Source organism: Streptomyces sp. WAC07094 (assembly GCF_036320405.1).
In the GTDB taxonomy this organism is placed as follows: Bacteria; Actinomycetota; Actinomycetes; order Streptomycetales; family Streptomycetaceae; genus Streptomyces; species Streptomyces lannensis.
Window position 1 is genome coordinate 4,220,935 of the sequence record NZ_JAVMJZ010000001.1, and the last position, 24,630, is coordinate 4,245,564.

24 protein-coding genes and 1 riboswitch are annotated in these 24,630 nt (G+C 68.8%); of the genes, 12 read left to right on the top strand and 12 right to left on the bottom strand.

Annotated features, from left to right (window positions below):
• The first annotated feature begins 24 nt into the window (after positions 1-24).
• Both RCR19_RS18585 and RCR19_RS18590 read left to right on the top strand, forming a co-directional pair.
• The gene (locus tag RCR19_RS18585; protein ID WP_331266171.1) at positions 25-729 is read left to right on the top strand and encodes a TetR/AcrR family transcriptional regulator C-terminal domain-containing protein; all 705 of its coding nucleotides are present in this window, start codon (positions 25-27) and stop codon (positions 727-729) included.
• A 142-nt stretch (positions 730-871) separates the two neighbouring features.
• Positions 872-2,257: a serine hydrolase domain-containing protein gene (locus RCR19_RS18590; protein ID WP_331266172.1), complete on the top strand. Its 1,386-nt coding sequence runs from the start codon at positions 872-874 to the stop codon at positions 2,255-2,257.
• Positions 2,258-2,333: 76 nt separating this feature from the next.
• On the opposite strand, the gene RCR19_RS18595 is transcribed toward RCR19_RS18590, so the two are convergent.
• A complete protein-coding gene (locus RCR19_RS18595; RefSeq protein ID WP_331266173.1) occupies positions 2,334-2,786 on the bottom strand; it encodes a GNAT family N-acetyltransferase in 453 nt (150 codons plus the stop codon).
• Positions 2,787-2,839: 53 nt separating this feature from the next.
• Entirely contained in the window at positions 2,840-3,298 is a 459-nt protein-coding gene (locus RCR19_RS18600) for a MarR family transcriptional regulator (RefSeq protein ID WP_331266174.1), read from the bottom strand.
• Between the two features lie 139 nt (positions 3,299-3,437).
• On the opposite strand from RCR19_RS18600, the gene RCR19_RS18605 reads away from it, so the two are divergent.
• A complete protein-coding gene (locus RCR19_RS18605) occupies positions 3,438-4,646 on the top strand; it encodes an MFS transporter (protein WP_331266175.1) in 1,209 nt (402 codons plus the stop codon).
• A gap of 68 nt (positions 4,647-4,714) precedes the next feature.
• Here RCR19_RS18605 and RCR19_RS18610 read toward each other — a convergent pair whose 3' ends face one another.
• Positions 4,715-5,587 (bottom strand): GNAT family N-acetyltransferase, encoded by an 873-nt coding sequence (locus tag RCR19_RS18610; RefSeq protein ID WP_331266176.1) that lies wholly within the window; start codon positions 5,585-5,587, stop codon positions 4,715-4,717.
• A 230-nt stretch (positions 5,588-5,817) separates the two neighbouring features.
• Here RCR19_RS18610 and RCR19_RS18615 point away from each other — a divergent pair, with 230 nt between their 5' ends.
• Together RCR19_RS18615 and RCR19_RS18620 are read left to right on the top strand one after the other, a co-directional pair.
• Positions 5,818-6,450 (top strand): HAD-IB family phosphatase, encoded by a 633-nt coding sequence (locus RCR19_RS18615; protein ID WP_331266177.1) that lies wholly within the window; start codon positions 5,818-5,820, stop codon positions 6,448-6,450.
• Positions 6,451-6,866: 416 nt separating this feature from the next.
• A complete protein-coding gene (locus RCR19_RS18620) occupies positions 6,867-8,291 on the top strand; it encodes a globin domain-containing protein (RefSeq protein WP_331266178.1) in 1,425 nt (474 codons plus the stop codon).
• Between the two features lie 22 nt (positions 8,292-8,313).
• On the opposite strand, the gene RCR19_RS18625 is transcribed toward RCR19_RS18620, so the two are convergent.
• The 5 genes from RCR19_RS18625 to RCR19_RS18645 form a co-directional block, all read right to left on the bottom strand.
• The gene (locus RCR19_RS18625; RefSeq protein ID WP_331266179.1) at positions 8,314-8,796 is read right to left on the bottom strand and encodes an NUDIX hydrolase; all 483 of its coding nucleotides are present in this window, start codon (positions 8,794-8,796) and stop codon (positions 8,314-8,316) included.
• Positions 8,797-8,948: 152 nt separating this feature from the next.
• Positions 8,949-9,857: a LysR family transcriptional regulator gene (locus tag RCR19_RS18630; RefSeq protein ID WP_331266180.1), complete on the bottom strand. Its 909-nt coding sequence runs from the start codon at positions 9,855-9,857 to the stop codon at positions 8,949-8,951.
• Between the two features lie 258 nt (positions 9,858-10,115).
• Complete coding sequence (locus RCR19_RS18635) at positions 10,116-11,267, bottom strand: cystathionine gamma-lyase (RefSeq protein ID WP_331266181.1); 1,152 nt, start codon at positions 11,265-11,267, stop codon at positions 10,116-10,118.
• Positions 11,264-11,755: a low molecular weight protein-tyrosine-phosphatase gene (locus RCR19_RS18640; RefSeq protein WP_331266182.1), complete on the bottom strand. Its 492-nt coding sequence runs from the start codon at positions 11,753-11,755 to the stop codon at positions 11,264-11,266. The genes RCR19_RS18635 and RCR19_RS18640 overlap by 4 nt, the downstream gene beginning before the upstream one ends.
• A 9-nt stretch (positions 11,756-11,764) precedes the next feature.
• A complete protein-coding gene (locus RCR19_RS18645; protein WP_059127376.1) occupies positions 11,765-12,142 on the bottom strand; it encodes a phage holin family protein in 378 nt (125 codons plus the stop codon).
• Positions 12,143-12,201: 59 nt separating this feature from the next.
• On the opposite strand from RCR19_RS18645, the gene RCR19_RS18650 reads away from it, so the two are divergent.
• From RCR19_RS18650 to RCR19_RS18665, 4 genes are all read left to right on the top strand, one after another.
• Positions 12,202-12,519 (top strand): cupin domain-containing protein, encoded by a 318-nt coding sequence (locus RCR19_RS18650; RefSeq protein WP_059127375.1) that lies wholly within the window; start codon positions 12,202-12,204, stop codon positions 12,517-12,519.
• 164 nt (positions 12,520-12,683) lie between these two features.
• Positions 12,684-12,896, top strand: coding sequence for a DUF5326 family protein (locus tag RCR19_RS18655; RefSeq protein ID WP_115975772.1), 213 nt, complete (start codon positions 12,684-12,686; stop codon positions 12,894-12,896).
• 243 nt (positions 12,897-13,139) lie between these two features.
• On the top strand, positions 13,140-13,982 hold the full coding sequence (locus RCR19_RS18660; protein ID WP_331266183.1) for an IclR family transcriptional regulator C-terminal domain-containing protein: 843 nt from the start codon (positions 13,140-13,142) through the stop codon (positions 13,980-13,982).
• Positions 13,983-14,081: 99 nt separating this feature from the next.
• The gene (locus tag RCR19_RS18665; protein ID WP_059127372.1) at positions 14,082-14,519 is read left to right on the top strand and encodes an SsgA family sporulation/cell division regulator; all 438 of its coding nucleotides are present in this window, start codon (positions 14,082-14,084) and stop codon (positions 14,517-14,519) included.
• A 258-nt stretch (positions 14,520-14,777) separates the two neighbouring features.
• Here RCR19_RS18665 and RCR19_RS18670 read toward each other — a convergent pair whose 3' ends face one another.
• Positions 14,778-16,232 (bottom strand): YibE/F family protein, encoded by a 1,455-nt coding sequence (locus RCR19_RS18670; protein WP_331266184.1) that lies wholly within the window; start codon positions 16,230-16,232, stop codon positions 14,778-14,780.
• Between the two features lie 71 nt (positions 16,233-16,303).
• A riboswitch (TPP riboswitch) is annotated at positions 16,304-16,460 on the top strand.
• On the opposite strand from RCR19_RS18670, the gene thiC reads away from it, so the two are divergent.
• Together thiC and RCR19_RS18680 are read left to right on the top strand one after the other, a co-directional pair.
• Entirely contained in the window at positions 16,453-18,255 is a 1,803-nt protein-coding gene (gene thiC / locus RCR19_RS18675) for a phosphomethylpyrimidine synthase ThiC (protein ID WP_331266185.1), read from the top strand. (Overlaps the previous riboswitch by 8 nt.)
• Positions 18,256-18,476: 221 nt before the next feature.
• Complete coding sequence (locus tag RCR19_RS18680) at positions 18,477-19,106, top strand: pyridoxamine 5'-phosphate oxidase family protein (RefSeq protein ID WP_331266186.1); 630 nt, start codon at positions 18,477-18,479, stop codon at positions 19,104-19,106.
• Positions 19,107-19,383: 277 nt separating this feature from the next.
• Here the strand turns inward: RCR19_RS18680 and RCR19_RS18685 are convergent, their stop codons facing one another.
• The 3 genes from RCR19_RS18685 to RCR19_RS18695 all read right to left on the bottom strand — a co-directional run bounded on the left by RCR19_RS18685 (position 19,384) and on the right by RCR19_RS18695 (position 22,894).
• Positions 19,384-20,250, bottom strand: coding sequence for a hypothetical protein (locus RCR19_RS18685; protein ID WP_331266187.1), 867 nt, complete (start codon positions 20,248-20,250; stop codon positions 19,384-19,386).
• Positions 20,251-20,442: 192 nt separating this feature from the next.
• Entirely contained in the window at positions 20,443-21,537 is a 1,095-nt protein-coding gene (locus RCR19_RS18690; protein WP_331266188.1) for a metallophosphoesterase, read from the bottom strand.
• Between the two features lie 244 nt (positions 21,538-21,781).
• On the bottom strand, positions 21,782-22,894 hold the full coding sequence (locus tag RCR19_RS18695; protein WP_331266189.1) for a LacI family DNA-binding transcriptional regulator: 1,113 nt from the start codon (positions 22,892-22,894) through the stop codon (positions 21,782-21,784).
• Between the two features lie 455 nt (positions 22,895-23,349).
• On the opposite strand from RCR19_RS18695, the gene hisC reads away from it, so the two are divergent.
• A complete protein-coding gene (gene hisC / locus RCR19_RS18700; RefSeq protein WP_331266190.1) occupies positions 23,350-24,429 on the top strand; it encodes a histidinol-phosphate transaminase in 1,080 nt (359 codons plus the stop codon).
• Positions 24,430-24,630: the final 201 nt, after the last annotated feature.

Below are 24,630 nucleotides of genomic sequence, written 5' to 3' on the forward strand. Positions count from 1 at the left end.
ATCGATGCGATGTATTGTGACGGCATGTTGGTGTGGGAGAGGCCGGAGCCACCAGATCGACCCGTGCCGGCGCCGTTGAGCCGAGAACGGATCGTGCGGGCGGCGATCCAACTGGCCGACGCGGACGGTCTGGACGCGGTGTCGCTGCGCAAGGTCGCCACCGCGCTGGACGTTCGTCCGATGCGGCTGTACAGCTACATCGCCGGCAAGGATGAGTTGCTCGACCTGATGGTCGACGCCGCCTACGCCGAGATCAGGCCGGTCGGAGACGGCTGGCGGGAGGTGCTCCGGTCTCTCGCCGAAACCACTCGGCGCGCCGCCCACGAGCATGAATGGCTCGCCGATCTGCTGGGTGGCCGACCTCAGCTGGGGCCGCACGCGCTGGCCAGTGGGGAGACCGTGGTGGCCGCACTGGGCGATGTCGATGTGGACGCCATCATGCCGGTGGTGGCCTCGGTCAACGCGTATGTGATCGGCGCCGTGCGTCGGGAGATCGCAGAGCGGCGTGCCGAGCGGGCTACCGGGATGGACGAGAAGCGTTGGCAGGCCGCACTCGGGCCCTATCTGGAGCGGACCTTCGCCACCGGCAGTTTCCCCACGCTGGCCACGGTGGTGCGCGATGCCGCCCACCTGGACGCCGACCACACCTTCCGGATCGGTCTCGACTTCCTGCTCGACGGCATCGAAGCCCGCATCTCAGGGGTTCTCGGTGGTGTAAGCGACATGTGAGTCGAAGCTCGGACGCGGCCGTCGCAGCGCCTCGTTCCGCAGCTCATCACCGCCGTGCATCACCTCCGCTGAACGGTGCCCCGTCGGCAGGGGCCGGATATTGCGCTCGACGTGGAAATGCCGGGCGGGGTGGACTGTAGTCATGACGACACCTCAAGAGGATCTGCTTCCCGCGACGCGTCGGGCTCTGTTGCATCGGATCGCCGTTGCGCAGGTCGAAGGGCGGGCGCCGTCGCTGGTGGCCGCCGTCGTGCGGAGCGGACGGACGGTGTGGCACGGCTCGCGCACCTCCGTGGACGGTCACGCGCCCGACGAGAACGTGCAGTACCGGATCGGTTCCATCACCAAGACCTTCACCGCGGTTCTGGTGATGCGGCTGCGGGACGAGGGGCTCCTGGACCTCGGAGACCCGCTGGAGAAGCATCTGCCGGGCACCGTGGCCGGGGAGGCGACCATCGCCGAACTGCTTTCCCACACAAGCGGTCTGGCGGCCGAGTCGCCTGCGCCGTGGTGGGAGCGCACACCTGGATCCCTGCGTCCGGAGCTCGCGGACGTGCTGGGTGAGCGGCCGTTCCTGCATGCGGCCGGCAGGCGGTTCCACTACTCGAACCCCGGCTACACGTTGCTGGGCGCGCTGGTCGAGAAGCTGCGGGGAGCCCCGTGGGAGGAGGTCCTGCGCGGCGAGGTGCTCGAGCCGCTGGAACTGCGTAGCACGAGCGGGCGTCCTCGAGCGCCCCACGCAGGAGGCTGGGCGGTGCATCCCTGGGCCGATGTCATGCTTCCGGAACCGTCCGAGGACCTCGGGCGGATGGCCCCGGCCGGGCAACTGTGGTCCACGACCGGTGACCTGGCCAGATTCGCGGCCTTTCTGGTCCAGGGCGATGACCGGGTGCTGAGCGCCCGGTCGCTTCTGGAGATGCGCACGCCGGCGGCTCCCCCCGAAAGCGCCGATGTGATGGCCGGCTACGCCTACTGTCTGGGCCTGGAGACCAGGAGATCGGGAGAGCGGCTGCTGGTGGGACACACGGGGTCTCTGCCGGGCTTTCTCGCCTGTCTCACCATCGGTGTGGAGGACGACGTCGCGGCCGTCGTCCTGGCCAACTGCACCTCCGGCCCGCAGGTGTCCACGGTGGGTGCCGATCTCGTCCGTATCGTCGCCGAGGCCGAACCGCGGATCCCCGAGCCATGGCGCCCGTTGTCGGACGTGGATCCGTCCGTGCTGGAGTGGGCGGGACAGTGGTACTGGGGGACGTACGGTTTCGCTCTGCGCATCACGGCGGACGGGCTCATCGCGTTGGAGCCGCTCTCCGGCAACGGCCGTCGCTCCCGGTTCCGTGCGAACGGTGACGGCACATGGACGGGGCTGGAGGGCTACTACGCCGGAGAGCTGCTGCGGGCCGTACGGAGCCCCGACGGTGTCGTGAGCCACCTGGACGTCGGGTCGTTCGTGTTCACGCGTCAGCCGTACGACGAGAGCGCTTCAGTGCCGGGCGGAGTGGACCCGGACGGATGGCGAGGGATCGGCTAGCGACCGTTGCCCGGCCGGCGCCCCGTTTCACGTGAAACGCGGCGCCGGCCGAGTGGACCGGAAAGGCGGGGTCCGCTCAGAGCGCGAGCTTGAACCCCATGTGCGATGACTCGAATCCCAGACGCTCGTAGAAGCGGTGGGCATCCGTCCGGCTGACATCGGACGTCAGCTGGACCAACTGGCAGTCCTGGCGGCGGGATTCGTCGATCGCCCACTGGAGGAGCTGTGTGCCGAGGCCGCTGCCGCGTTCATCGGCGTGGATGCGCACGGCCTCGACGATCGAGCGCGTCGCACCCCGGCGGGACAGCCCCGGGATGATCGAAAGCTGCAGGGTCCCGACGATACGGCCGTCGCGTACGGCGACCATGAGGTGCTGGTTCGGATCTCCGTTCACTCGCTCCAACGCGTTCAGGTACGGCGTCAGATCGTCCGGCGACTCACGCCGGGCGCCGAGCTGGTCGTCGGCCAGCATGGCGACGACGGCGGAAACGTCGTCCGTGACGACAGGGCGTATCTCGAGGTCTCCCATGCCCGCACCCTATGTGGAGGGGCGAGCTCACCAAATGCCGAGGTGGGCGCCCGCTATGCGGGCACGCTCAACGACTCGACGACGCGGACCAGCGGCGCCAGCTCGGGGTTCTTGGTCGCTTCGTCCAGTGCCTCGCGCAGTGCGGCGTCATTGGTGGGACGGGCCTCTTCGAGGAGCCGGAGACCGGCCTCGGAGACGTTGGTGTAGATCCCGCGGCGATCGGTCGGGCAGAGGTAGCGCGCGAGCAGACCGCGGTCCTCGAGCCGTGTGACCAGCCGGGTCGTGGCGCTCTGGCTGAGAACCACCGCGTCGGCGACCTGCTTCATCTGGAGATGTCCTCCCTCGCCGTCGTGCTGGCGGCTCAGCACGTCCAGCAGGGAGTACTCGCGGACACTGAGTCCGTGCCTGGCCTGCAGGGCTCGCTCGATACGGGCCTCGATCCTCCCGTGGAGCAGGGAGAGAGCACACCAACCCTGGGCAAGGGCGGTGAGCGAGGGGTCCGTCGCTGTCATGGCGTTGTCCTCCGTCCCGGAGCGGCTCACTCCCAGGATAGGGCACCGCCGCAATAGCCTGCGATTGCATATATGGCGCGTCTGCAATTAATGTGTACGCTTACAAAGCGCACATGCAATCGCTTGGAAGGTCTACTTCATGCCTCTCGCGCTTCTGGCCCTCGCGATCGGGGCCTTCGGGATCGGAACCACGGAATTCGTGATCATGGGAGTACTGCCCGAGGTCGCCGACGACTTCGGAGTCTCCATCCCCACGGCCGGTCTGCTGGTGACCGGCTATGCCCTGGGTGTGATGTTCGGTGCCCCGATCATGACCGCGCTCGGTACCAAGGTCTCCCGCAAGCGGATGCTGATGCTCCTGATGGGCCTCTTCGTCCTCGGCAACCTGATCTCCGCCGTAGCCCCGGCCTTCGGTCTGATGCTGGTGGGCCGTGTGGTGGCATCCCTGGCCCATGGCGCCTTCTTCGGCATCGGCTCGGTCGTCGCTGCCGAGCTGGTCGCTCCACAGCGGAAGGCCGCCGCCATCTCCATGATGTTCAGCGGCCTGACCATCGCCAACGTCGTGGGTGTTCCGCTCGGCACTCTCGTCGGGCAGTCCGCCGGCTGGCGGGTCACCTTCGCACTGGTCGCCGCACTCGGCGTGATCGGGCTGCTCGGTGTCGCGAAGCTCGTGCCCGACCTGCCCAAGCCGGAAGGCGTCCACCTCCGCCACGAGCTGGCCGCGTTCAAGAACGTCCAGGTCCTGCTCGCCATGGCGATGACCGTCCTCGGCTTCGGCGGCGTGTTCGCTGCCATCACCTACATCGCGTCGATGATGACCAACGTCACAGGATTCGCCGACAGCTCGGTCACCCTGCTGCTGGTGCTGTTCGGCCTGGGCATGGTGGGCGGCAACCTCATCGGCGGCCGGTACGCGGACCGCGCGCTCATGCCCATGCTGTATGTGTCGCTCGGCGGTCTGGCGCTCGTCCTCGCGCTGTTCACGCTGACCGCGCACAACAAGCTGCTCGCCGCGCTCACGATCGTCCTGGTCGGGGCCCTCGGGTTCGCCACCGTGCCCCCGCTGCAGAAGCGGGTGCTGGATCACGCGCACGGTGCCCCGACGCTCGCCTCGGCCGCCAACATCGGCGCCTTCAACCTCGGCAATGCGTTGTCAGCGTGGCTCGGTGGCATGGTGATCGCCGCAGGGCTCGGCTACACCGCCCCCAACTGGGTCGGCGCACTCCTCGCGGTGTCGGCTCTGCTGCTGGCCTTCCTCTCCGCGGCCCTGGAGCGCCGCGAGACGACCTCCGGCACCGTCGTGACAGGTGGTGTGCCCAGCGAGCGGTCCGCTGCGGTGCACCGCTGACCGGGCTGCTCCATGGACGAGACGCGTGTCTCCGGCCTCCCGGGCACGCGTCCTGTCCGGAGACCGGCTCAGCCGGCGGCGACCGTCACCGGGGCGAAACGCCGCGTCCAGTCGCCGGGCAGGTCCGGGATGCCATGGGTCATGACCGCGTTGAAGCCGACGGAGGCGAGGCCGCGTTCCTTCAGCCAGCTCAGCAGTTCCTCATGGCGCACATCGACGTCGGTGCGCAGCGGCCGGGAGGTGTGGGCGGCGAGCGACACGATCAGGGCCTTCGCCGTCTCGGTGTCGCGGGCGATGAGCGGACCCACGACATGGGTGTCCATGTTGGGCCAGGCGGCCGCGTAACCGATGATCCGTCCGTCCTCCTCGGCGACACGCAACTGGTCGGCGAATGCGGGCAGGCGGGTGATCACATGGGTGCGGTCGGCACCGAACACCTCTGCGTCGAGCCGGACAAGGGCGGCGAGGTCCTCGCCGGTGGCCGCGCGGGTGGCGACGCCCGATGCTGCCCCATCGGGCGTGAAGTGGCCGCGCACCATCTCGGCGCTGCCCGTGACCTTGAAGCCGAGCTCTTCGTAAAGGGGTCGGCCATAGGGCGTTGCGTAGAGCGTGAGCGGGGTGGCGGTGGTGCCCGACTCGGCCACCACATGCCGCATCAGACGACGACCGACGCCCTGACGGGCATGCCGTTCGGCGACGAGCACCATGCCGATGGCGCTCAGATCGGGTCGGTACTCGGTTCCGTACTGGGTCACGACACAGGCGGAGACGAGGCCACCGTGCGGGTCGTCGATTCCGTAGCCCTTTCCGGCGGCCAGGAGAAGTCCCCACTTGTGTTCCTCGCGTGGCCACCCCCGGTCCTGGGACAAGTCGGCGCAGGCGATGAGATCGCGGGGCGTCAGACGGCGAATGGGCAGATCGGCGAGGGAAGGTGTCGACACGCAGGTCAGGCTGTCTGACATGAGCCACTGGCGTCCACCGGTTTGAGGTCGAACGCACACCCTTTTCGCCATGCCGCGCCCGACCGCGCAGGACAGGGTCAGATGTTTCACGTGAAACGGTGATGATCCGATCACGACCGGTCGTCGGTGGGCGAATGACCGGGCCGGACCCCGGACGGCCGAGGGGCATCCCGGGATGAGGGAGCAGGTGGACGCTAGCCTCCTTGCCCATGGCGAGACTGCATCTCTTCGATCTGGACGGGACGTTGCTGCATGGGACGACGGCACCAGTGGAGATATCGCGGCAACTCGGCCGGGAGGCCGAGACCGTGGCGCTGGACACGGCGATTGCGAGCGGGCGCATAGGGCCGCCGGAGTATGCCGCGCAGGTGTACGGGCTGTGGAAGGAACTCACGGAGGAGCATGTGGCGGCCGCGTTCACGGCGGCTCCCTGGCTGACCGGCATCCAAGAGGTGTGGACGGAGATCCGCGAGGCCGGCGACTACTGCGCCGTGATCTCGCTCTCGCCCTCGTTCTTCGTGGAGCGGCTGACGCAGTGGGGAGCACATGCGGCGTTCGGCTCCCGCTTCCCCGCGTTGCCCTTCAGGGAGCCGGTGGATCCGGCGGGACTCATGAGCTCGGCCGCCAAGGTGCGGATCGCGGCCGGGCTCTGCACGGAGTTCGGAGTAGGCCTCACCGACTGCGTCGCCTACGGTGACTCGCTGTCGGACAAGGACCTGTTCGAGGTGGTTCCGGTGTCCGTCGCGGTCAATGCGGACCGGCATCTGGAAGGCCGTGCGACCCACACCTACACCGGGCGGGATCTGTGGGATGCCTATGAATTGGTTCGCCGCGCCCGGTAATCGAGGGAATCGCTGGTTAGCGCCGTTGCCGCTTCACGGCCGACCCAAAGGGGACTTGTGTGTGAGACGGCGACCGGTATGGTCGAGTCCGGTTCGCGTCCGGTGTGATGTGCGCACGTTCCGCAGGGCGCGAACGCATGCCCATGCAGCTTAACGGGACGGAGAGATCGAAGGCCCGCATTCTCTGTTACACGGCCGAGAGCCGGGGCCGAGTGGGATGCTGCGGTGAGAGTGCTGCGGCCAACATCACACTCCTGGCTTACCAGTCCGTACACCGCGGGTTTGCAGGTTGACTGTGCCGCATTGGACTTGAGGGACCGAACGGGGGAAGCAGGGCCGTCGGTGGGGTGAAGCAGTCGCCCTCCGACCGGGGAAGTGCGCAGACCGACCGAAAGATGTTCGAGGCGAGGCACACCATGAACGCTCCGACCACCATGTCGGCCGACGACGGCACGTCCGGCGGCAGCGGCGGGGGCGGCTGGTTCACGCCCCGCAGCCAGCCCGAGACGCCCCCGGGAGGGGAGCAGGAGACGCCCGAGGGCAGCCGTCTGGCGGCGATGCGGCCCGTCAGGCGCCCGACCTCCGGCGGCGGCGCCGAGCAGTCCCGAATACATCCGCGGTCGGGAGTGGCAGCCCCGTCGGGTCGCCCCATCACCGAGCCGGAACCCGCCCACGCGGCGGCCTCCCCGGAGCGCCAGCCGCCGCCTCGCCGACCCGAGCCCGAGCCATCGCCCGACGCCGTGCTCATCCGGCGGACCATGGCCGAGGTCGGGCCCATCGCCGACAAGGTCACCTCGTACTTCTACGCGCTGCTGTTCGTGCGCCACCCCGATCTGAGGCCGTTGTTCCCCGCTGCCATGGACACTCAGCGGGACAGGCTGCTCAAGGCACTGCTGACCGCCGCCGAGCACATGGACAACACCGAGGTCCTCGTCGCCTATCTGCAGAACCTCGGTCGCGGCCACCGCAAGTACGGCACCCGGCCCGAGCACTATCCGGCCGTCGGCGAATGCCTGATCGGCGCGCTGAGCAAGTACGCCCCCGCGATCTGGGACGAGCGGACCGAGGCGGCCTGGGTGCGGGCGTACACGACGATCTCCCAGGTGATGATCGACGCGGCGGCCGCGGACGAGTTGCGGGCTCCGGCCTGGTGGTATGCCGAGGTGGTCTCGCACGATCTGCGTACACCGGACATCGCGGTGATCACCGTGCGCCCCGACCAGCCGTACCCGTTCCTCGCCGGGCAGTACACCAGCGTGGAGACCCCGTGGTGGCCACGGGTATGGCGGCACTACTCCTTCGCCTCGGCGCCGCGTTCGGACGGACTGCTCTCGTTCCATGTGAAGGCGGTCCCCGCGGGCTGGGTCTCCAACGCGCTCGTCCACCGGGCCCGCCCCGGCGACGTCATCCGCCTCGGCCCGCCCGCCGGCACGATGACCGTCGACCACACCACGCACAGCGGGCTGCTCTGTCTCGGCGGCGGCACCGGTATCGCACCCATCAAGGCCTTGGTCGAGGATGTCGCCGAACACGGCGAGCGACGCCCGGTCGAGGTCTTCTACGGGGCGCGCACCGACCACGACCTGTACGACATCGACACCATGCTGCGACTCCAGCAGAGCCATTCCTGGCTGTCGGTCCGGCCGGTCGTCGACGAGCAGGCGCACCAGCAGTTGCCGGACGTCATACGCGGGTACGGGCCCTGGAACGAGTACGACGCCTATCTCTCGGGACCGCCCGGAATGATCCGCAGCGGTGTGGGCGTGCTCCGGGACATCGGAATACCGGTGGAGCGCATACGCCATGACTCGGTGGAGGAACTGGTCGCCGCGGGGCCCTGACTCCGGACCGCTGTGCACGACGTCAGCCCAGATCGGGCGCGTGCATGGCTCGTACGCCTTCGATGTTCCCGTCGAGATAGTGCCGCAGGGACAGCGGCACAAGATGGACGGAGGCGATGCCGACCCGTGTGAAGGGCACCCGAACGATCTCGTACTCGCCGGCGGGTTCCTCGACCTCGGGACCGTGCCGCAGACGCTCGTCCATGGACTCCAGTCGGCAGACGAAGAAGTGCTGGACCTTTACACCGGTCGCGCCACACCCCTCACCGATGTGCTCGACCGTGTCGACGAAGCAGGGCACCACATCGGTGATCTTGGCGCCGAGTTCTTCGTGCACCTCGCGGTGGAGGGCGTCGATGACGGTCGCGTCCGACGGCTCGACGCCTCCGCCTGGTGTGACCCAGTAGGGATCGACGCCGGGCTTGGTGCGCTTGATCAGAATCAGGTCGTCGCCATCGAGCAGGATGGCGCGGGCGGTGCGCTTGACCACGGGGCGAACGGTCATGGGTGGAATGTGGCCCAACCTGTTCCACGTGAAACATCGCTCACTCCACACGGAGTCGAATCCCGCGTGAACCCCCGGTTGCGCCCAGTGGCGGTGCGCCGGGAGCGCCCGGCGTCCCGGTTGTGGCGCCGGATATGGCGTCTCGTCCTCGATCAGCACCAATCGGCTGCTGTATGCAGCAGCCACTCATGTGCCCGGGCTATGTGCGGCATGGCCAGTGTCCCCGTACGGACCACGAGGAAGTACGTCCGCAGCGGAGGGACCGCGGGTTCATGGAGGGCCACCACATCGCCCCGCTCCAGTGAGGAGCCGCAGAGATAACGGGGCAGCACGGCGAGTCCGGCACCGGTGACGGCGCAGGCGAGGACCGCACGCAGATCGGGGACGATCACGGTGCCGGAGGCGGCAGGCAGGGAGTCGAAGACGGAGGCCCAGTAGCGGGAGACGAAGGGCAGGGACTCGTGCACCTCGACCACCGGGAGGTTCTCAAGCGCATGGGCCCCCTTGCGGCGCAGCTTGCCGGGGCCGCCGATGCGTGCGGCCCAGCGGGGGGCGGCGACCAGGACATGCTCTTCGTCGCAGAGCGGAGTCGCGGTGAGCAGGGCGCCACGCGGACGGGTCGTGGTGATGGCCAGATCGTGGTGCCCGGCGGAAAGCCCTTCCAGGGTCTCGTCGGCGTTCCCGAAGGAGGCGCGCAGCGCGAGCCCCTGTCCGCCGTCGTCGGACAGCTCCGCTAGGGCGGGAAGGGCCCGCTCGGCGGTGAACTCCGGAGGGCCCGCGAGGTGGAGGGTGCGCAGCGAGGAGTGCTCGTCGAGTCCGGTCTCGGTGATCTCCACCAGGGCGTCGAGATGAGGTGCCGCCTTGTGCGCGAGTTCGTCCCCGATGGTCGTGGGGGTCACTCCACGGGCCTGCCGTAGGAAGAGGGGGCGGCCCACCTGCCGTTCCAAGGTACGGATCTGCGAGGTGACCGCCGGTTGCGAGAGGCCGAGCAGCGCCGCGGCGCGGGTGAAGGAACCTGCCCGGTGCACGGTCACGAAGGTCCGCAGCAGGGCCAGATCCATCGTGTTCTCTCCCCTCCTCGCACCCCGACGGCGCCCAACTATAAATAAGTCGATAGGTCGCTGTCGCTACTGTGATTGGACACTGACACAGAGTCAACTAGCCTTGGTCGCGCGGTTCTTCGCGCACAGAACCGGGACGGTCCGAGCCACGAGGGGGGAGGCTCGGACCGTCCGTTGTACGTAGAAAGTATCCCCGGGGCGGTGCCTCGACGCTCCGGAACCGCGTAGCCGGAGCGGGTGTCACCGCCACGACGTGGGTCAGCGTGCCGATTCTTCCAGCGCACGGAGCACATCGGCCACCAGGTCCTGGGGGTCCTCCGCACCGGCGGAGAAGCGGATGAAGCCCTCCGGCACCGCGTCGCCGCCCCAGCGTCCACGCCGCTCTGCCGTGGACCGCACACCACCGAAACTCGTGGCGTCGTCGACGAGCCGCAGGGCCTCGAGAAAGCGCTCGGCGTGGGCACGCGTGGGCAAGGAGAACGACACCACGCACCCGAAGCGCCGCATCTGCTGCGCGGCGATCTTGTGGGAGGGGTCGTCGGACAGGCCCGGATACCGCAGCCCGGTCACCTCGGGGCGGTCGCGCAGCGCCTCGGCGAGTGCGAGCGCGTTGGCCGTCTGGCGCTCGGCGCGCAGATGGAGCGTGGCCAGCGAGCGGTGTGCGAGCCATGCCTCCATGGGGCCGGGGATCGCCCCGACGATCTTGCGCCAGCGTCGCACCGAGGACATGAGGCCGGCATCACGGGACGCCACGTATCCGAGCAGCAGGTCACCGTGTCCGGTGAGCATCTTGGTGCCGCTGGCCACGGAGAAGTCGGCGCCCAGCTCCAGGGGCCGTTGCCCGAGCGGGGTCGCCAGGGTGTTGTCGACGGCGACGAGGGTGCCCTGGACGTGCGCCACCTCGACGATCCTGCGCAGGTCGCAGACGTCGAGCCCCGGGTTCGAGGGTGTCTCGATCCACAGCAGCTTCGCGCCGTCGAGCACACCGAGCTGGGCGTCGTCGCCGGTGGGCGCGGTGCGCACCTCGATGCCGTAGGCGGTCAGCTGCTCACGTACCAGGGGCAGCACCTGGTAGCCGTCCGTGGGCAGTACCACGGTGTCACCGGCGCGCAACTGCGAGAAGAGAACCGCCGAGATCGCGGCCATGCCGGAGGCGAAGGCGAGCGTCTCGACGTCCTCGCCGGGTGCCTCCAGCTCGCCGACGGCCCGCTCCAGATGGGTCCAGGTGGGGTTCTCGTCACGGCCGTAGGTGTATGGACCGGTCGGCTCCCCGGGCAGATGGAAGTGCGCGGCGAAGACGGGGCCCGGGAGGGTCGGCTCGTACTTGACCGGCTCGGGCAGTCCCGCCCGGACGGCGCGCGTCCCGTCGCCGATCCCCGTACCCGGCGTGTCGTTGTCCCCTGGCTTCATGCCGCCCGTCCCTCCAGATGCTCTCTCACCTCGGCGAGCAGCCCGTGGCTCGCCGTCTCCACCATCTCAAGACAGGCCTCGAACCCGTCCGTCCCCCCGTAATAAGGATCGGGCACGTCGAGGTCGTCGCCGGCCGCCGGATCGTAGGAGCGCAGGAGCCGGACCTTCGCCGCGTCCTCGGGGGTGGGTGCGAGCCGGCGCAGGGCCTTGAGGTGGCCGGAGTCGAGCGCGATCACGAGATCGAGCCGGGAGAACCAGGAGGCCCGGAACTGGCGGGCGACATGATCACTGCCGTAGCCGTGCTCCTCCAGGACGGTGACGGTGCGCGGATCGGCGCCGTCACCCTCGTGCCAGTCGCCCGTCCCCGCGCTGTCGACGTCGACCAGCTCGTCGAGACCGGCCTCCTCGACGCGTGCGCGGAAGACGGACTCGGCCATCGGCGAACGGCAGATGTTGCCGGTGCAGACGAAGCAGACGCGGTAGGTCATGGGGCTCACTCAGTCCTCGTCGGGCAGCACCATGTGCAGCGCCCAGGAGACGATCGAAATGATCAGGCCGCCGAGGACGGCGGTCCAGAAGCCCTCGACGTGGAAGCTCAGATCCAGCTTGCCCGCAATCCACGAGGTGAGCAGCAGCATCAGCGCGTTGACGACCAGGGTGATCAGGCCGAGGGTCAGGATGAACAGCGGGAAGGTCAGCACCTTCACGACCGGCTTGACCAGGAAGTTCACCAGGCCGAAGAGCAGGGCGACGACGATGAGTGTGCCTATCTTCTTGCCGGTGCTCGTCCCGGTGAGGGTGATCTTGTCCAGGATCCAGACGGCGACGGCCAGGGCCCCCGCGTTGGCGATCGTCTTGACTACGAAATTCTTCATGTGTCTGATCGTGGCAGACGCGATCACGGACGAGTACCGAGCAAGGGCGGACAACTGCGATGAAGGCATTCCGGCTGGACGAACTGGAGGCGGAGCGCGCAGTCAACGAGGGTGCCTATCTGCAGTTCCTGCGGGAGCGGAACATGTCGGTCGGGCTGTATGCGCTCGACGCGGGCGAGCGGGACCCGCAGACCCCGCACCAGCAGGACGAGGTGTACTTCGTGGTCAGCGGCAGGGCTTCGATCACCGTGGGCCTGGAGACCACTCAGGTCGCCCGCGGCAGTGTCGTCTACGTGCCCGCCGGCGTCGCCCACAAGTTCCACCACATCACCGAGGACCTGAGGGTGCTGGTGATGTTCTCTCCGCCCGAGAGCTGAGGGCGGCTTCGGGGTTCCCTAGGGGGACGGTCAGGGGAGGACGAGGGATGCGAGGCGTACTCTCCGCCCCTCGGCGGCCCTAGCATCGAAGACAGAACAGGGACCCGTGAGCAGAGCCCCCGAACTGGACGTGGGGCGACGGGCACAGAGACAAGGACAAGGCGATGCGAGAGATCTTCGCGGGTTTGCCGTGGTGGGTGAAGTGGATCGCGGTGCCGGTCATCGCCCTGGTCGTCTTCGGGGGTGTGATCGCGAGTGTCATCGGCTTCGTCATCGGGCTGCTGTTCAAGCTGCTGGTGTTCGTCGCTCTGGTCGGCGGACTGATCTACGTCGTGCGGAAGTTCATGTCGAGCTCGACGTCGCGCGGAGACTGGTGACGGTCGTGACCGGGCGGGGCGTACGGCGCGGCGGAGCGCCGGCGGACGGGGTGGGCCGGAACAAGCGGCCGGAAACAGCGGGCTGAGGTTCCCTCGGCCGGGGGAAGTTTTCTCGGTGAGGCCGTCGGCAGGGGGTGGCGGACCGTTAAAGTCCGGAGCTCGACGCGCGGCAGGCCTCGCGCGTGGCGCATCCCCTTCCGTGTCCCCGCACGGGAGGCCCTCCTCGCGCTCCGGGAGTGATCCTTGGCCACGGTTGGCACCGCACGCGCAGACTCACCCGCCCCACCCGTCCAGCGGCGCGCCTCACCGGTGGAGGAGCGACTTCCGCCCGGGCAACCGCAATCCACCCTCATCGGGTCCGTGCAGCGGGCGATGCGGTTGCTCGAAGCCGTCGCCGACCGTGAGTACGGCGCCCCGGCCAAGCAGCTGGCGCGCGAGGTCGGTCTCGCGCTGCCCACGGCGTACCACCTGCTGCGCACCCTGACCCACGAAGGCTATCTGCGCCGGGAGAAGGGGCTGTTCTTCCTCGGTGACGCCGCCGAGCGACTGAGCAGCGGTGCAGTCCAGCAGAAACGTCGCAGCGTCATGGACGACGCACTCGCACAATGGCGTGATTCGATCGGTGCCCCTGTTTACTACGCGGTCTATCGCGAGGGCGAGATCCAGGTCCTCAGCGTGGCCGACAGCCCGGGCACTCCGGCGGTCGCGGAATGGGCCGACTTCCGGGAGACCGGGCACGCACACGCGATCGGTCAATGCCTCCTGTCGCAGCTCGACGAGGAGGCCCGGCGGGACCACATCGATCGCTATCCTGTGCGATCGATCACCCCCTACACGGTGCGCGACGAGCACATTCTTCTGCGGCGGCTCGACCGCATCGGACGGATGGAACCCGTCCTCGAGCGTCAGGAGTACGCACTGGGTACCGTCTGTGCCGCGGTGCCCATCACCGCTGGTGCGACGGCTGCGACGGTGGCCATCTCACTGCCCGCCCACCAGGCCGACCGGCTGCTGTCCGCGGCATATCGGTTGCAGGCGGAGGTCGGAAGGCTAGTAGGGACACTCGCCGTCTCTATCAACATCTGAAAACTCACTCCTTGTGATCTGCCATCTACGTTCAGCAAACTTCTGAACGTGTCAGGGGGATCATTCCTGGCCAGTCGACGGCTACTGACGGGGTAGGCGATGCGCGAGTCGGTACAGGCAGAGGTCATGATGAGTTTTCTCGTCTCGGAGGAGCTCTCGTTCCGCATTCCGGTGGAGCTGTGTTACGAGACCTGCGATCCCTATGCCGTACGGCTGACCTTCCACTTGCCCGGTGATGCGCCCGTGACCTGGGCCTTCGGACGCGAGCTGCTGGTCGACGGGGTAGGGCGGCCGTGTGGTGACGGCGACGTGCACATCGCGCCGGCCGAGCCGGACACCTTCGGCGATGTGCTGATCCGGCTCCAGGTGGGCGCCGATCGGGCACTGTTCCGATCGGGTGCGGTGCCGCTCGTGGCGTTTCTCGACCGCACGGACAAGCTGGTGCCGCTCGGGCAGGAGGGCTCGCTCGCCGACTTCGACGCGCATCTGGACGAGGCGCTGGACCGGATCCTGGCGGAGGAGCAGAGCGCCGGCTGAGGCTCTCTACGGCGCTGTAACGGCTCCTCGCGGGTGCTGTGCGTACCTGGAGGCGCCGCGGCGTTTGAGGGCGCTGTAACGGTTCCTCAGGCGTGACAGGGCCATGAGTGGGCGCGTCGACCGGACAGTGAAGTCGGCGGCGGCAGACGGACTTGGCGCGTCTGTGCAGCTGCCTCCACGGTTCGGGGCGGATCACCGTTGTGGCGGACCGCCGTTCCAGGCCGACCGCGGTTCCAGGCGGATGACCGCTCCAGTGGATCACCGCCTCCTGCGGCGTCCCCGTCCCCCGCGTGCCGGGGCCACGTCCGCGGCCATTGCCGTCTGCGGACGGTCGGCCGAGACCATGAGGGCGGCCAGGGCCGTGGTGACCGGCACCGAGGCCACCAGCCCGATCGATCCCACGAGCGTCCGCACGATCTCCTCGGCGACCAACTCGCTGTTGGCGACCGTCACCACACCGCTCTGCGCGATCGAGAAGAGCAGCAGCAGGGGCAACGCGGCACCCGCGTAAGCCAGAACGAGGGTGTTCACGACCGATGCGATGTGGTCGCGTCCGATGCGAATGCCCGCGCGGTAGAGGCCGCGCCACCCCACTGAGGGGTTCGCCTCGTGGAGCTCCCAGACCGCCGACGTCTGGGTCACCGTCACATCGTCGAGAACGCCCAGCGAACCGATGATGACGCCGGCGAGCAGCAGACCGCTCATGTCGATGTGCGGGTACAGGCCATGGATCAGACCGGTGTTGTCGTCCGTGTTCCCGGTCAGCGCGGCCCAGTCGATGAACTCCGAGCCCAGCAGACCGATCAGCGACAGCGAGATGAGGGTGCCGAGCACCGCCACCGAGGTGCGGGCCGAAAGACCGTGGCACATGTAGAGGGCGATCAGCATGATGGCGCTCGATCCGACCACCGCCACGAGCAGCGGATTCGAGCCTTGCAGAATCGCCGGCAGGATGAAGAGACTCAGCACCAGGAAACTCACGGCCAGCGCGACGAGCGCCATGACGCCGCGCAACCGTCCCACGACCACCACGGCGACCGCGAAGATGCCGGCGAGCAGGGCCATGGGGAACTTGCGGTTCACATCGGTGACCGAGTACTGCAGGTCCTTGGGCGCGGAGGGCTCATAGGCGACCACGACCTTCTCGCCCTGGTGCAACTGCCGGGACTGGTCGGGCTGGACGATCTCCGTGAACGTACGGCCCTTGTCGTTGCCGGTGTCGACCCGGATCGTCGCCTTCTTGCAGGTACCTCCCGCCTCTTGCTGTGCCGAGGAACCCTCGGCGGTGGAGGTGTCGCCGGTCGGGGTCTCGCCCGAGGCGTTCACGGACTTGCAGTCCACCGCTACGACCGTGGTGACCGTGGCCTGCTGGGTCTGCCGGTCGAAGCCGACACCGGTCCGCTTGTGGTCCGGAACGCCGCCGGGCCACAGCACCACGAGACCGACCACGACCGCCGCGGTGAAGGGAATGAGGATCGCCGCGATGACTCTGCGCAGATGACGTGAGACGGGGGCGGCCGGCCCATGGCTGTGGGAGTGGCCGTGCCCGCCGCCGGACCCGTTGCCGTCCCCAGGCCCGCCTCCATGGCCGCCTCCGTGACCGTCCCCGGGCCCATGACCGCCTCCATGGCCATGGTCGTGCCGGTCGCCCGGACCGCGACCGCGAGGCGGCTCGGAGGGCGGATAGGGGGGCGGGTGCTGCATCGAGGTCACCGACCGATCATTGCAAGATGGCGCGAGGCCTACTGTGCAGGCCGCGGAATTAGACGCTAGCGTGAGAGGACCTTTGCACACGCGGGAGCTCGGAGCACCGGGCTGAGAGGGCGCTGACCTCCGTGGACGCGATGTTTCACGTGGAACATCGTCGAGCGGAAACCGCTGCGTCGACCGCTGAACCTGTTACCGGGTAATGCCGGCGTAGGGAGTAGGTCTCATGACCAACAAGGATGCGCACACGCCTGCCTCCGATCAGCAGCACATGTCCTCGGAGGCCGGAACGTCCATCGGATGGCACAAGGCGTTCGTCGAGGGTTCGCGCCCCGATCTGCGGGTGCCGGTCCGTCAGGTGCATCTCACCAACGGGCAGTCGGTCACGCTGTACGACACCTCCGGCCCGTACACCGATCCGCTTGTGGAGACGGACGTCCGCAGGGGTCTGACGCCGCTGCGAGAGAACTGGATCGTCGCTCGCGGGGACACGGAGGAGTACGCGGGGCGGCCCGTCCGTCCCGAGGACGACGGAATCAAGCACACATCGCCGCGTGGGGGCCTGCGCAACCTCGACGCGGTCTTCCCGGGCCGGCCGCGCCAACCGCGCCGGGGTCGTACCGGCCAGGCGGTCACACAGCTCGCCTATGCGCAGCGGGGCGAGATCACCCCCGAGATGGAGTTCGTGGCGATCCGGGAGAACATGGCGCCCGAGGTCGTACGGGAGGAGATCGCGGCGGGTCGCGCGGTTCTCCCCGCCAACGTCAATCACCCGGAGACCGAGCCGATGATCATCGGCAAGCGGTTCCTGGTGAAGGTGAACGCCAACATCGGCAACTCGGCGGTGACGTCCTCCATCGAGGAGGAGGTCGAGAAGATGACCTGGGCGACCCGTTGGGGCGCCGACACGGTCATGGATCTGTCCACCGGCCGCAACATCCACACCACACGCGAGTGGGTGCTGCGCAACTCCCCCGTGCCGATCGGCACGGTGCCGCTGTACCAGGCCCTTGAGAAGGTCGACGGGAAGGCCGAGGAGCTGACCTGGGAGATCTACAAGGACACGGTCATCGAGCAGGCCGAACAAGGCGTGGACTACATGACGGTACACGCGGGGGTGCGACTGCCGTATGTGCCGCTGACCGCGAACCGGAAGACCGGAATCGTCTCCCGAGGCGGTTCGATCATGGCGGCATGGTGCCTCGCGCACCACAAGGAGTCGTTTCTCTACGAGAACTTCGAGGAACTCTGCGAGATCCTCGCGGCGCACGACGTCACCTACTCGTTGGGCGACGGACTGCGACCGGGTTCGATCGCCGACGCCAACGACGAGGCGCAGTTCGCGGAGTTGCGCACCCTCGGGGAACTCAACCGGATCGCCCGGCGCTTCCATGTGCAGACCATGATCGAGGGCCCGGGACATGTCCCGATGCACAAGATCAAGGAGAACATCGATCTGCAGCAGGAGGTCTGCGACGAGGCCCCGTTCTACACGCTGGGGCCCCTGACGACGGACATCGCGCCCGCGTACGACCACATCACCTCCGGCATCGGTGCGGCGATGATCGCCTGGTGGGGCACGGCCATGCTCTGCTACGTCACGCCCAAGGAGCATCTGGGTCTGCCCAACCGTGACGACGTCAAGACCGGTGTCATCACCTACAAGATCGCCGCTCATGCGGCCGATCTCGCCAAGGGACATCCGGGCGCCCGGACATGGGACGACGCGCTGTCCGACGCGCGCTTCGAGTTCCGCTGGGAGGACCAGTTCAATCTGGCCCTCGATCCGGACACGGCCCGCGCCTTCCACGACGAGACCCTCCCGGCGGAACCGGCCAAGACCGCCCACTTCTGCTCGATGTGCGGACCGAAGTTCTGCTCGATGAAGATCAGCCAGAGCATCACGGAGCGGTTCGGCGGCGCCGCGTCCGAGGGGGCCTCCGCCGAGGAGATCGCCGAGGGGATGCTCCAGAAGTCGAAGGAGTTCGCGGAGAGCGGGAACCGGGTGTATCTGCCGATCGCGGACTGATGTTCCCGGCCGGTGCTCGTGGTCGTCGGTTGATCACGGGCACCGCCCGTCGCGCCCGCTGCTCCCGATTCCCCTACGACCCGGGCGTCTCGCACCTCGCGACGCCTCGGGGAGGATTCCGCAGAAGTCCGAGGAGTTCGGGGTGAGCGGGAACTGCCCGTTCGAGGCGAACTCCTCTACTCTCTGCCACGCGATCACGTGCCGGACGGAGGGGGTGGGTCGTGGTCTCCAAGGATCTCGTCGAGGTGACGTCGCTCGAGCAGTTGGGCGCGCTGCTCGGAGAACCGACGCCGGCGGCGGCGGACAAGGTGCGGAGCAGTCTGCACGAGCTCGACAAGCAGTGGTTGGCGGCGTCGCCGTTCTGCCTGGTGTCGACCTCCGCCGCCGACGGCAGTTGCGACACGTCGCCGAAGGGCGATCCCGCCGGTTTCACCCTGGTTGTCGACGACACGACGATCGCCATACCCGACAGGCCCGGCAACCGGCGCGGCGACGGGTTCCGCAACATACTGACCAATCCGCAGGTCGGGTTGCTGTACCTGGTCCCCGGCCGCAGTGACACCCTGCGCATCAACGGACGGGCGCGCATCCTCCAGGACGCCCCGTTCTTCGAGCAGATGGTCGTGAAGGGGAATCGCCCGAAGCTGGCCCTGCTGATCGAGGTCGACGAGGTCTTCTACCACTGCCCGAAGGCCGTGTTGCGGGCCGGGCTCTGGAAGGCGGACAGCTGGAACCCGGACGCGGCCCCGCCGCGCTCTCTGATCGCCAAGACCCTGGAGCGCCGTCCGGAGAGCCTGGAGGAACTCGAACGGCACTACGGCCCGCAGTACGGCCAGCGCCTGTACGGCTGATCTCCGTCACCGGTTCGGTGACACGGCCGCCGGAACCCGGTGAGCGCCGTCCGAAGCAGATTCCCGGCGGCGCTCGTCGGCAGCGGACTCTCCGGTGCTCTGCGCGGTCTCCAAAGGTTTCCACGGGTCTCGGCGAGACGATGGCTCCTCCCCGGCCGTCGAAGCGGCGTGAGCCCGTGGACGTCGTGCCGGGGTCCTCGACCCGGGACACCGGCACCCGGCGGCACCCTCGGTGCCGTCGGCGCCGGTGGCACCGGCACGGTCGGCCGGCACCGCCTCACTCCGGTCGGTGGTCCGGCCCGCCGAAGTCCGGACTGGTGAAGTCCGGGCTGGTGAAGCTGGGCCGCGATCCCGCGGAGGCGCCGCTGTCGGGGCTGCTGAACCCCGGCCGGTCGTACCCGAGGTGCGGGATGCGGCTGGGGGTCGTTTCCGGAGTCTTCCGGCTCATCGCGGCCGTACCCGGGTCGGCGAGCGCCTCGCGGAGGAACGGCAGGATTCCGCGCTCCAGCAGGGCCTCTCGCCAGGATTCCCTGGCCCGGGTCACCTCCAGGGCCAACTCGCCCTGGGGGCCTGGTTCGTCCTCGGCGGAGCTGTTGCGCAGGGCGGTGATCAGCAGCCCTATCGCGGCGATCAGGATCGTCGCCGCCGTCATCGCGCCGAAGACCCACCCGGTGGTCAGGAGGGTACGGGCGAAGGCCTGGTCGGGATCGACCATCTTGAGGATGTAGCCGACGAGCAGGAAGATCACCGCGGCGGCACCGGCGAGGAAGGGAGCGAGCACCGCGACGACGGCACCTGCTCCGGCACTCGCGGCGGCCTCTCCCATGGTGGCGGCGAGCCCCAGGCCGTCCATCTCCTGTTCCAGGGAGCGGGAGGTGCTGTCGTGGACGGGCGGGGTGGACTGCGTCGGCCGGCGCAGTTCCTCGCGGACCTTCACGTAGTGGTGGTACTCGGCCGCTGCCGCCGCCGTGATGAGAGCGGTGGCGTTCAGCGCCATGGTGCGCAGTTGTTCGGGGTTGAGCCGCTGTCCCACAGCGGCCAGTTCCGGGCGGTGTGGTGCGGAGCGCAGCGCCTCATCGAGGATCCGCTCGTAATCCTGGCGGTCCTCGCTCAGCAGGTGCTGCGGAACGCTGTTCATGTGCATCCCCCGATGCTCCGTAGGGCTTGTGGCTCGGCATGCTGACGAGCCGTCGGGCAGAAACGGAGGGGAGCCTGCTACGGATAAGCCGATGGTAGAGCGGCGACGGCACCCGGTGACAGGGGGTTTCAGGAAATTGCACGCCCGACCGCCGGGTCAGCGGCGGTACTGTGCCGGGGTCACGTGCCTCGTGAACTTCTAGCGCTCCAAGGGGAGTTGCTGGACGAGCAGCTTCCCGGCCATGGTCACACCGCCGTCCATCGCGATCGCCAGCCCGTCCGCGTACACGTGCGGACCCTCGACCACCGGTCCGGTGCTGTCCTCGCCCTCCTCCGAGCCGACCTGGCCCAGCAGGTAGGGAATGGGGCTGTGGCCATGGACGACGCGCCTGCCGCCGTACATCTCCAGCAGGGACCGCGCGGCGTCGGCACCGCCCTCGTCGCGGAAGGAGAAGCGCTTGGTGAACTTCCGGAACAGGTCCCACACCTCGTCCGCGTCGTTGCGGGTGAGCGTTTCGCGGATGGTGTCGTTGACCGCTTCGATCGAGTCGCCGTAGTCGAGGTACGCGGTCGTGTCCGAGTGGACCAGAAGATGTCCGTCGACCTCCTCCACCGCGTCCAGACGGGCCATCCACTGGAGGTGATGATCCTGCAGGCGGTCCATGTCCGTCTTCTGGCCGCCGTTGAGCAGCCAGGCCGCCTGGAAGGTGGCCGTTCCCGCGCCGGAGCTGACGGGGGTGTCGCCGAACCGCTTGGCGCCGAGGAGGAGCAGCTCGTGGTTGCCCATGAGCGCCTTGCAGTAGCCACCTGACGCGGCGGCCTCGGCCGACAGCCGCATCACGAGATCGATGACACCGATGCCGTCGGGACCGCGGTCGGTGAAGTCCCCCAGGAACCACAGCCGCGCCGTGCCGGCGGACCAGTTGCCTGCGGCGTCGATGAGGCCCTTGTCCTGGAGGGCCGCCACGAGCTGGTCGAGGAAGCCGTGGACGTCCCCGACCACGAACAGCGGCCCCGGTCCCTCGCCGGGCTGCTGGGCCGGGACGGACGCGGGGTCGACGGTGGTCTGGAGGGTGTCGCCGCGGTTGACGACGGGGAGGTCACGCTCGGTGGGCGTGTAGTCGGCGGAGTACCCGTCGGGGTAGGCCGCCGGCGGTGCGGCGGTCGGGGCGACCTCGCCGGGGGGCATGTTCTGGGCGTACGGACCGGTCTCGTGGACGTATCCGGGCACCCTGAAGTCACGCACCGGCCCCGTCTGTTCCGCCTCGGGTCCCTGACCGGCCCCCTGAGTCATCGACCCCTCCACCATTGCGCCGCATCTGCACCGCTTCGGACTGCCTGGTCGCAGCGGCCCGCGGTGTCGTGGGCCCATCATAGGAATGCGGATCGCGCCATGTGATGACCCAGGGGTGGTGAATCGGGGAAGGGCCCCGGATCCCCGAGGCTTTCGCCCTAAATGGGCGGGGCTTTCCCCTGTCGACGGCCGGCCCTTCGGCCGCCCGCGGGCCATCCGTGCGTCGCCCGCGGGTCACCGGCGGCTACCCCTGCTCGGGGGACCGGGGCGGACTGACGGTCGTACGCGGCGGGCGTCGCTCGGACGACGTACGGACGATCAGTTCCGTCGGTATCACCTGCTCGACGGGCCGCTCCGACTGCACCCCCTCGATGGCGTCGATGAGGAGCTGGACCACCGCCGTGCCGATCCGGCGGGGCTTCAGCGAGAGCGTCGTGACCGGAGGCTCGGTGTTGGCGTACACGGCGGACTCGCTGCAGCACACGAGCAGCAGATCGTCGGGTACGCGCAGTCCGTACCGGCGGGCGGCCGCCAGCAGGTCGGTGCCGTTCGGGTCGAAGAGCCCGTAGACCGCGTCGGGACGGTCGGGACGGGCCAGCAGACGGTCGGCGGCGACGGCGCCCGCGCACGGGTCGTGGGCCGGATAGGCCTCGTAGACGGGGTCCTGCCCGACGCGCTCGCACCAGTTCAGGTACGCGGTCGTGGACAGGTGGGTGTAGGTGTCCGTGGTGGTGCCGGTCAGCAGTCCGATCCGGCGGGCACCCGCCTCCGCCAGGTGGTCGAGGATGCCCAGGACCGCCGCCTCGTGGTCGTTGTCGACCCAGGCGGTGACCGGGAGCGAACCGGCCGGGCGGCCGTCGGAGACGACCGGTAAGCCCTGCCGGACCAGCTCGCTGACCACCGGGTCCTGGTCCGACGGGTCGATGACGACCGTGCCGTCCAGGGCGACGTTCGACCACACGTCGTGGCGCGAGGTCGCCGGCAGGATCACCAGTGCGTAGCCCCGGGCGAGCGCGGCCGAGGTGGCGGCTCTGGCCATCTCCGCGAAGTACGCGAATTCGGTGAAGGTGAAAGGTTCATCCCCGTACGTCGTCACGGTCAGGCCGATGAGGCCCGACTTGCCGGTACGGAGGGTGCGGGCCGCGGCCGAGGGGCGATACCCCAGCCGTTCGGCGACCTCGCGAACGTGGCGTCGGGTGGCGTCCGGCAGCCGGCCCTTGCCGTTGAGGGCGTCGGAGACGGTCGTGATGGAGACCCCGGCGGCGGCGGCCACGTCTCTGATGCCCGCCCGTCCCTGTCGGCTTCCTCGGCGGGAGGTCTCCGCCCGGCCCACCTGGTGCTTCCCTGCTGCTGTCATGGCGAGCCGATAGTAGGGCTCATGCGGTGGGGTAGTGCGGACGCATATGCACCCGTTGACAGGCACGTTTCTGCATGGTCAATTTCCGTCAAATGCCTTGGAACCCAAGAGACTTGAACGATCCAGCATCAGTACATGACTTGTCGGCACGTATGGGCCTGCCAAGGTCGCCATATTTCGAAGAGGTCTCAACTCACCTTCACGAGGGATGCGCGCCAGGGCGTGAGCCACGGGCGCGCACGAAAGTCGGCGACGCGCCCCCCGGACCCACACGCCTTCGGACGGTGATGCGCCCCGGTTCGTACGCTGATGCGCCGCCGTTTTCGCCGGGACGGGAACGCAGGCGCACACGGTTGTCCACAGCCCATTCGCAGCGGCGCCGAATCCTCATAAGGTGAGAAGCATTGGACGCCGGTGGCGGGCCACGGCCGGTGGTGTGCGCGAGGAGGACTGCGGTGAGCGAGACGAGCCCGAGGCTGCGTGCCGTGCTGGAGGACATCCCCACCTACAAGCCCGGGAAGCCTGCCGGGACGGGCGGTCCGGCGGGCTACAAGCTGTCCTCGAACGAGAACCCCTACCCCCCGCTTCCGGGCGTGCTGGAGAGCGTGACCGCGGCGGCCTGTTCCTTCAACCGCTACCCGGACATGGCGTGCACGGGCCTGATGGACGAGTTGTCGGAGCGCTTCGGGGTGCCCCGGGACCACCTCGCGACCGGGACGGGCTCGGTCGGGGTCGCCCAGCAGTTGCTGCAGGCGACGAGCGGCCCGGGTGACGAGGTGATCTACGCCTGGCGCTCCTTCGAGGCGTACCCGATCATCACGCGGATCAGCGGTGCGACCCCGGTGCAGGTGCCGCTCACCCCGGGCGACGTCCACGACCTGGACGCGATGGCGGACGCGATCACCGACCGCACCCGGCTGATCTTCGTCTGCAACCCCAACAACCCGACCGGCACGGTGGTGCACAGGGAGGAGCTGGAGCGCTTCCTGGACCGGGTGCCCGACGATGTGCTGGTGGTGCTCGACGAGGCCTACCGGGAGTTCATCCGCGATGTCCGGGTGCCGGACGGTGTCGAGCTGTACCGCCGGCGGCCGAACGTCTGCGTGCTGCGCACCTTCTCCAAGGCCTACGGCCTCGCGGGACTGCGCGTCGGCTTCGCGATCGCCCATGAGCCGGTGGCCGCGGCGCTGCGCAAGACGGCGGTGCCGTTCGGTGTGAGCCAGCTGGCACAGGAGGCGGCGATCGCCTCGCTGCGGGCGGAGGACGAACTACTGGGCCGCGTCGGCTCGTTGGTGGGCGAGCGCTCCCGGGTCATGGACGCCCTGCGCGCCCAGGGCTGGACGGTGCCCGAGACGCAGGCGAACTTCGTGTGGCTGCGGCTGGGGGAGCGGACCATGGACTTCGCGGCCGTCTGCGAGCAGGCGGGCGTGGTCGTGCGGCCCTTCCCGGGTGAAGGGGTGCGCGTGACGATCGGCGAGGTCGAGGGGAACGACATCTTCATGAAGGTCGCGGAGGGCTACCCCAAGGAGGGCTAGCGGTCTTCGCGCAGGCGTGTACCGGCGTGCCCCCACCGTCCCCGTGGCGGTGGGGGCACGCCGAGTGCGTTCGGGCCCGCGGGTCTCGGCGGCCTGGCGGAAGTGGCCGGGTCGCGCCATGGGCCGGCCGGTCCCGGCCCGGGTCCGATGGTCCGTCGGCTTAAGGGACCCCCCACCCATCCGGACTCGAACCCCTATGCG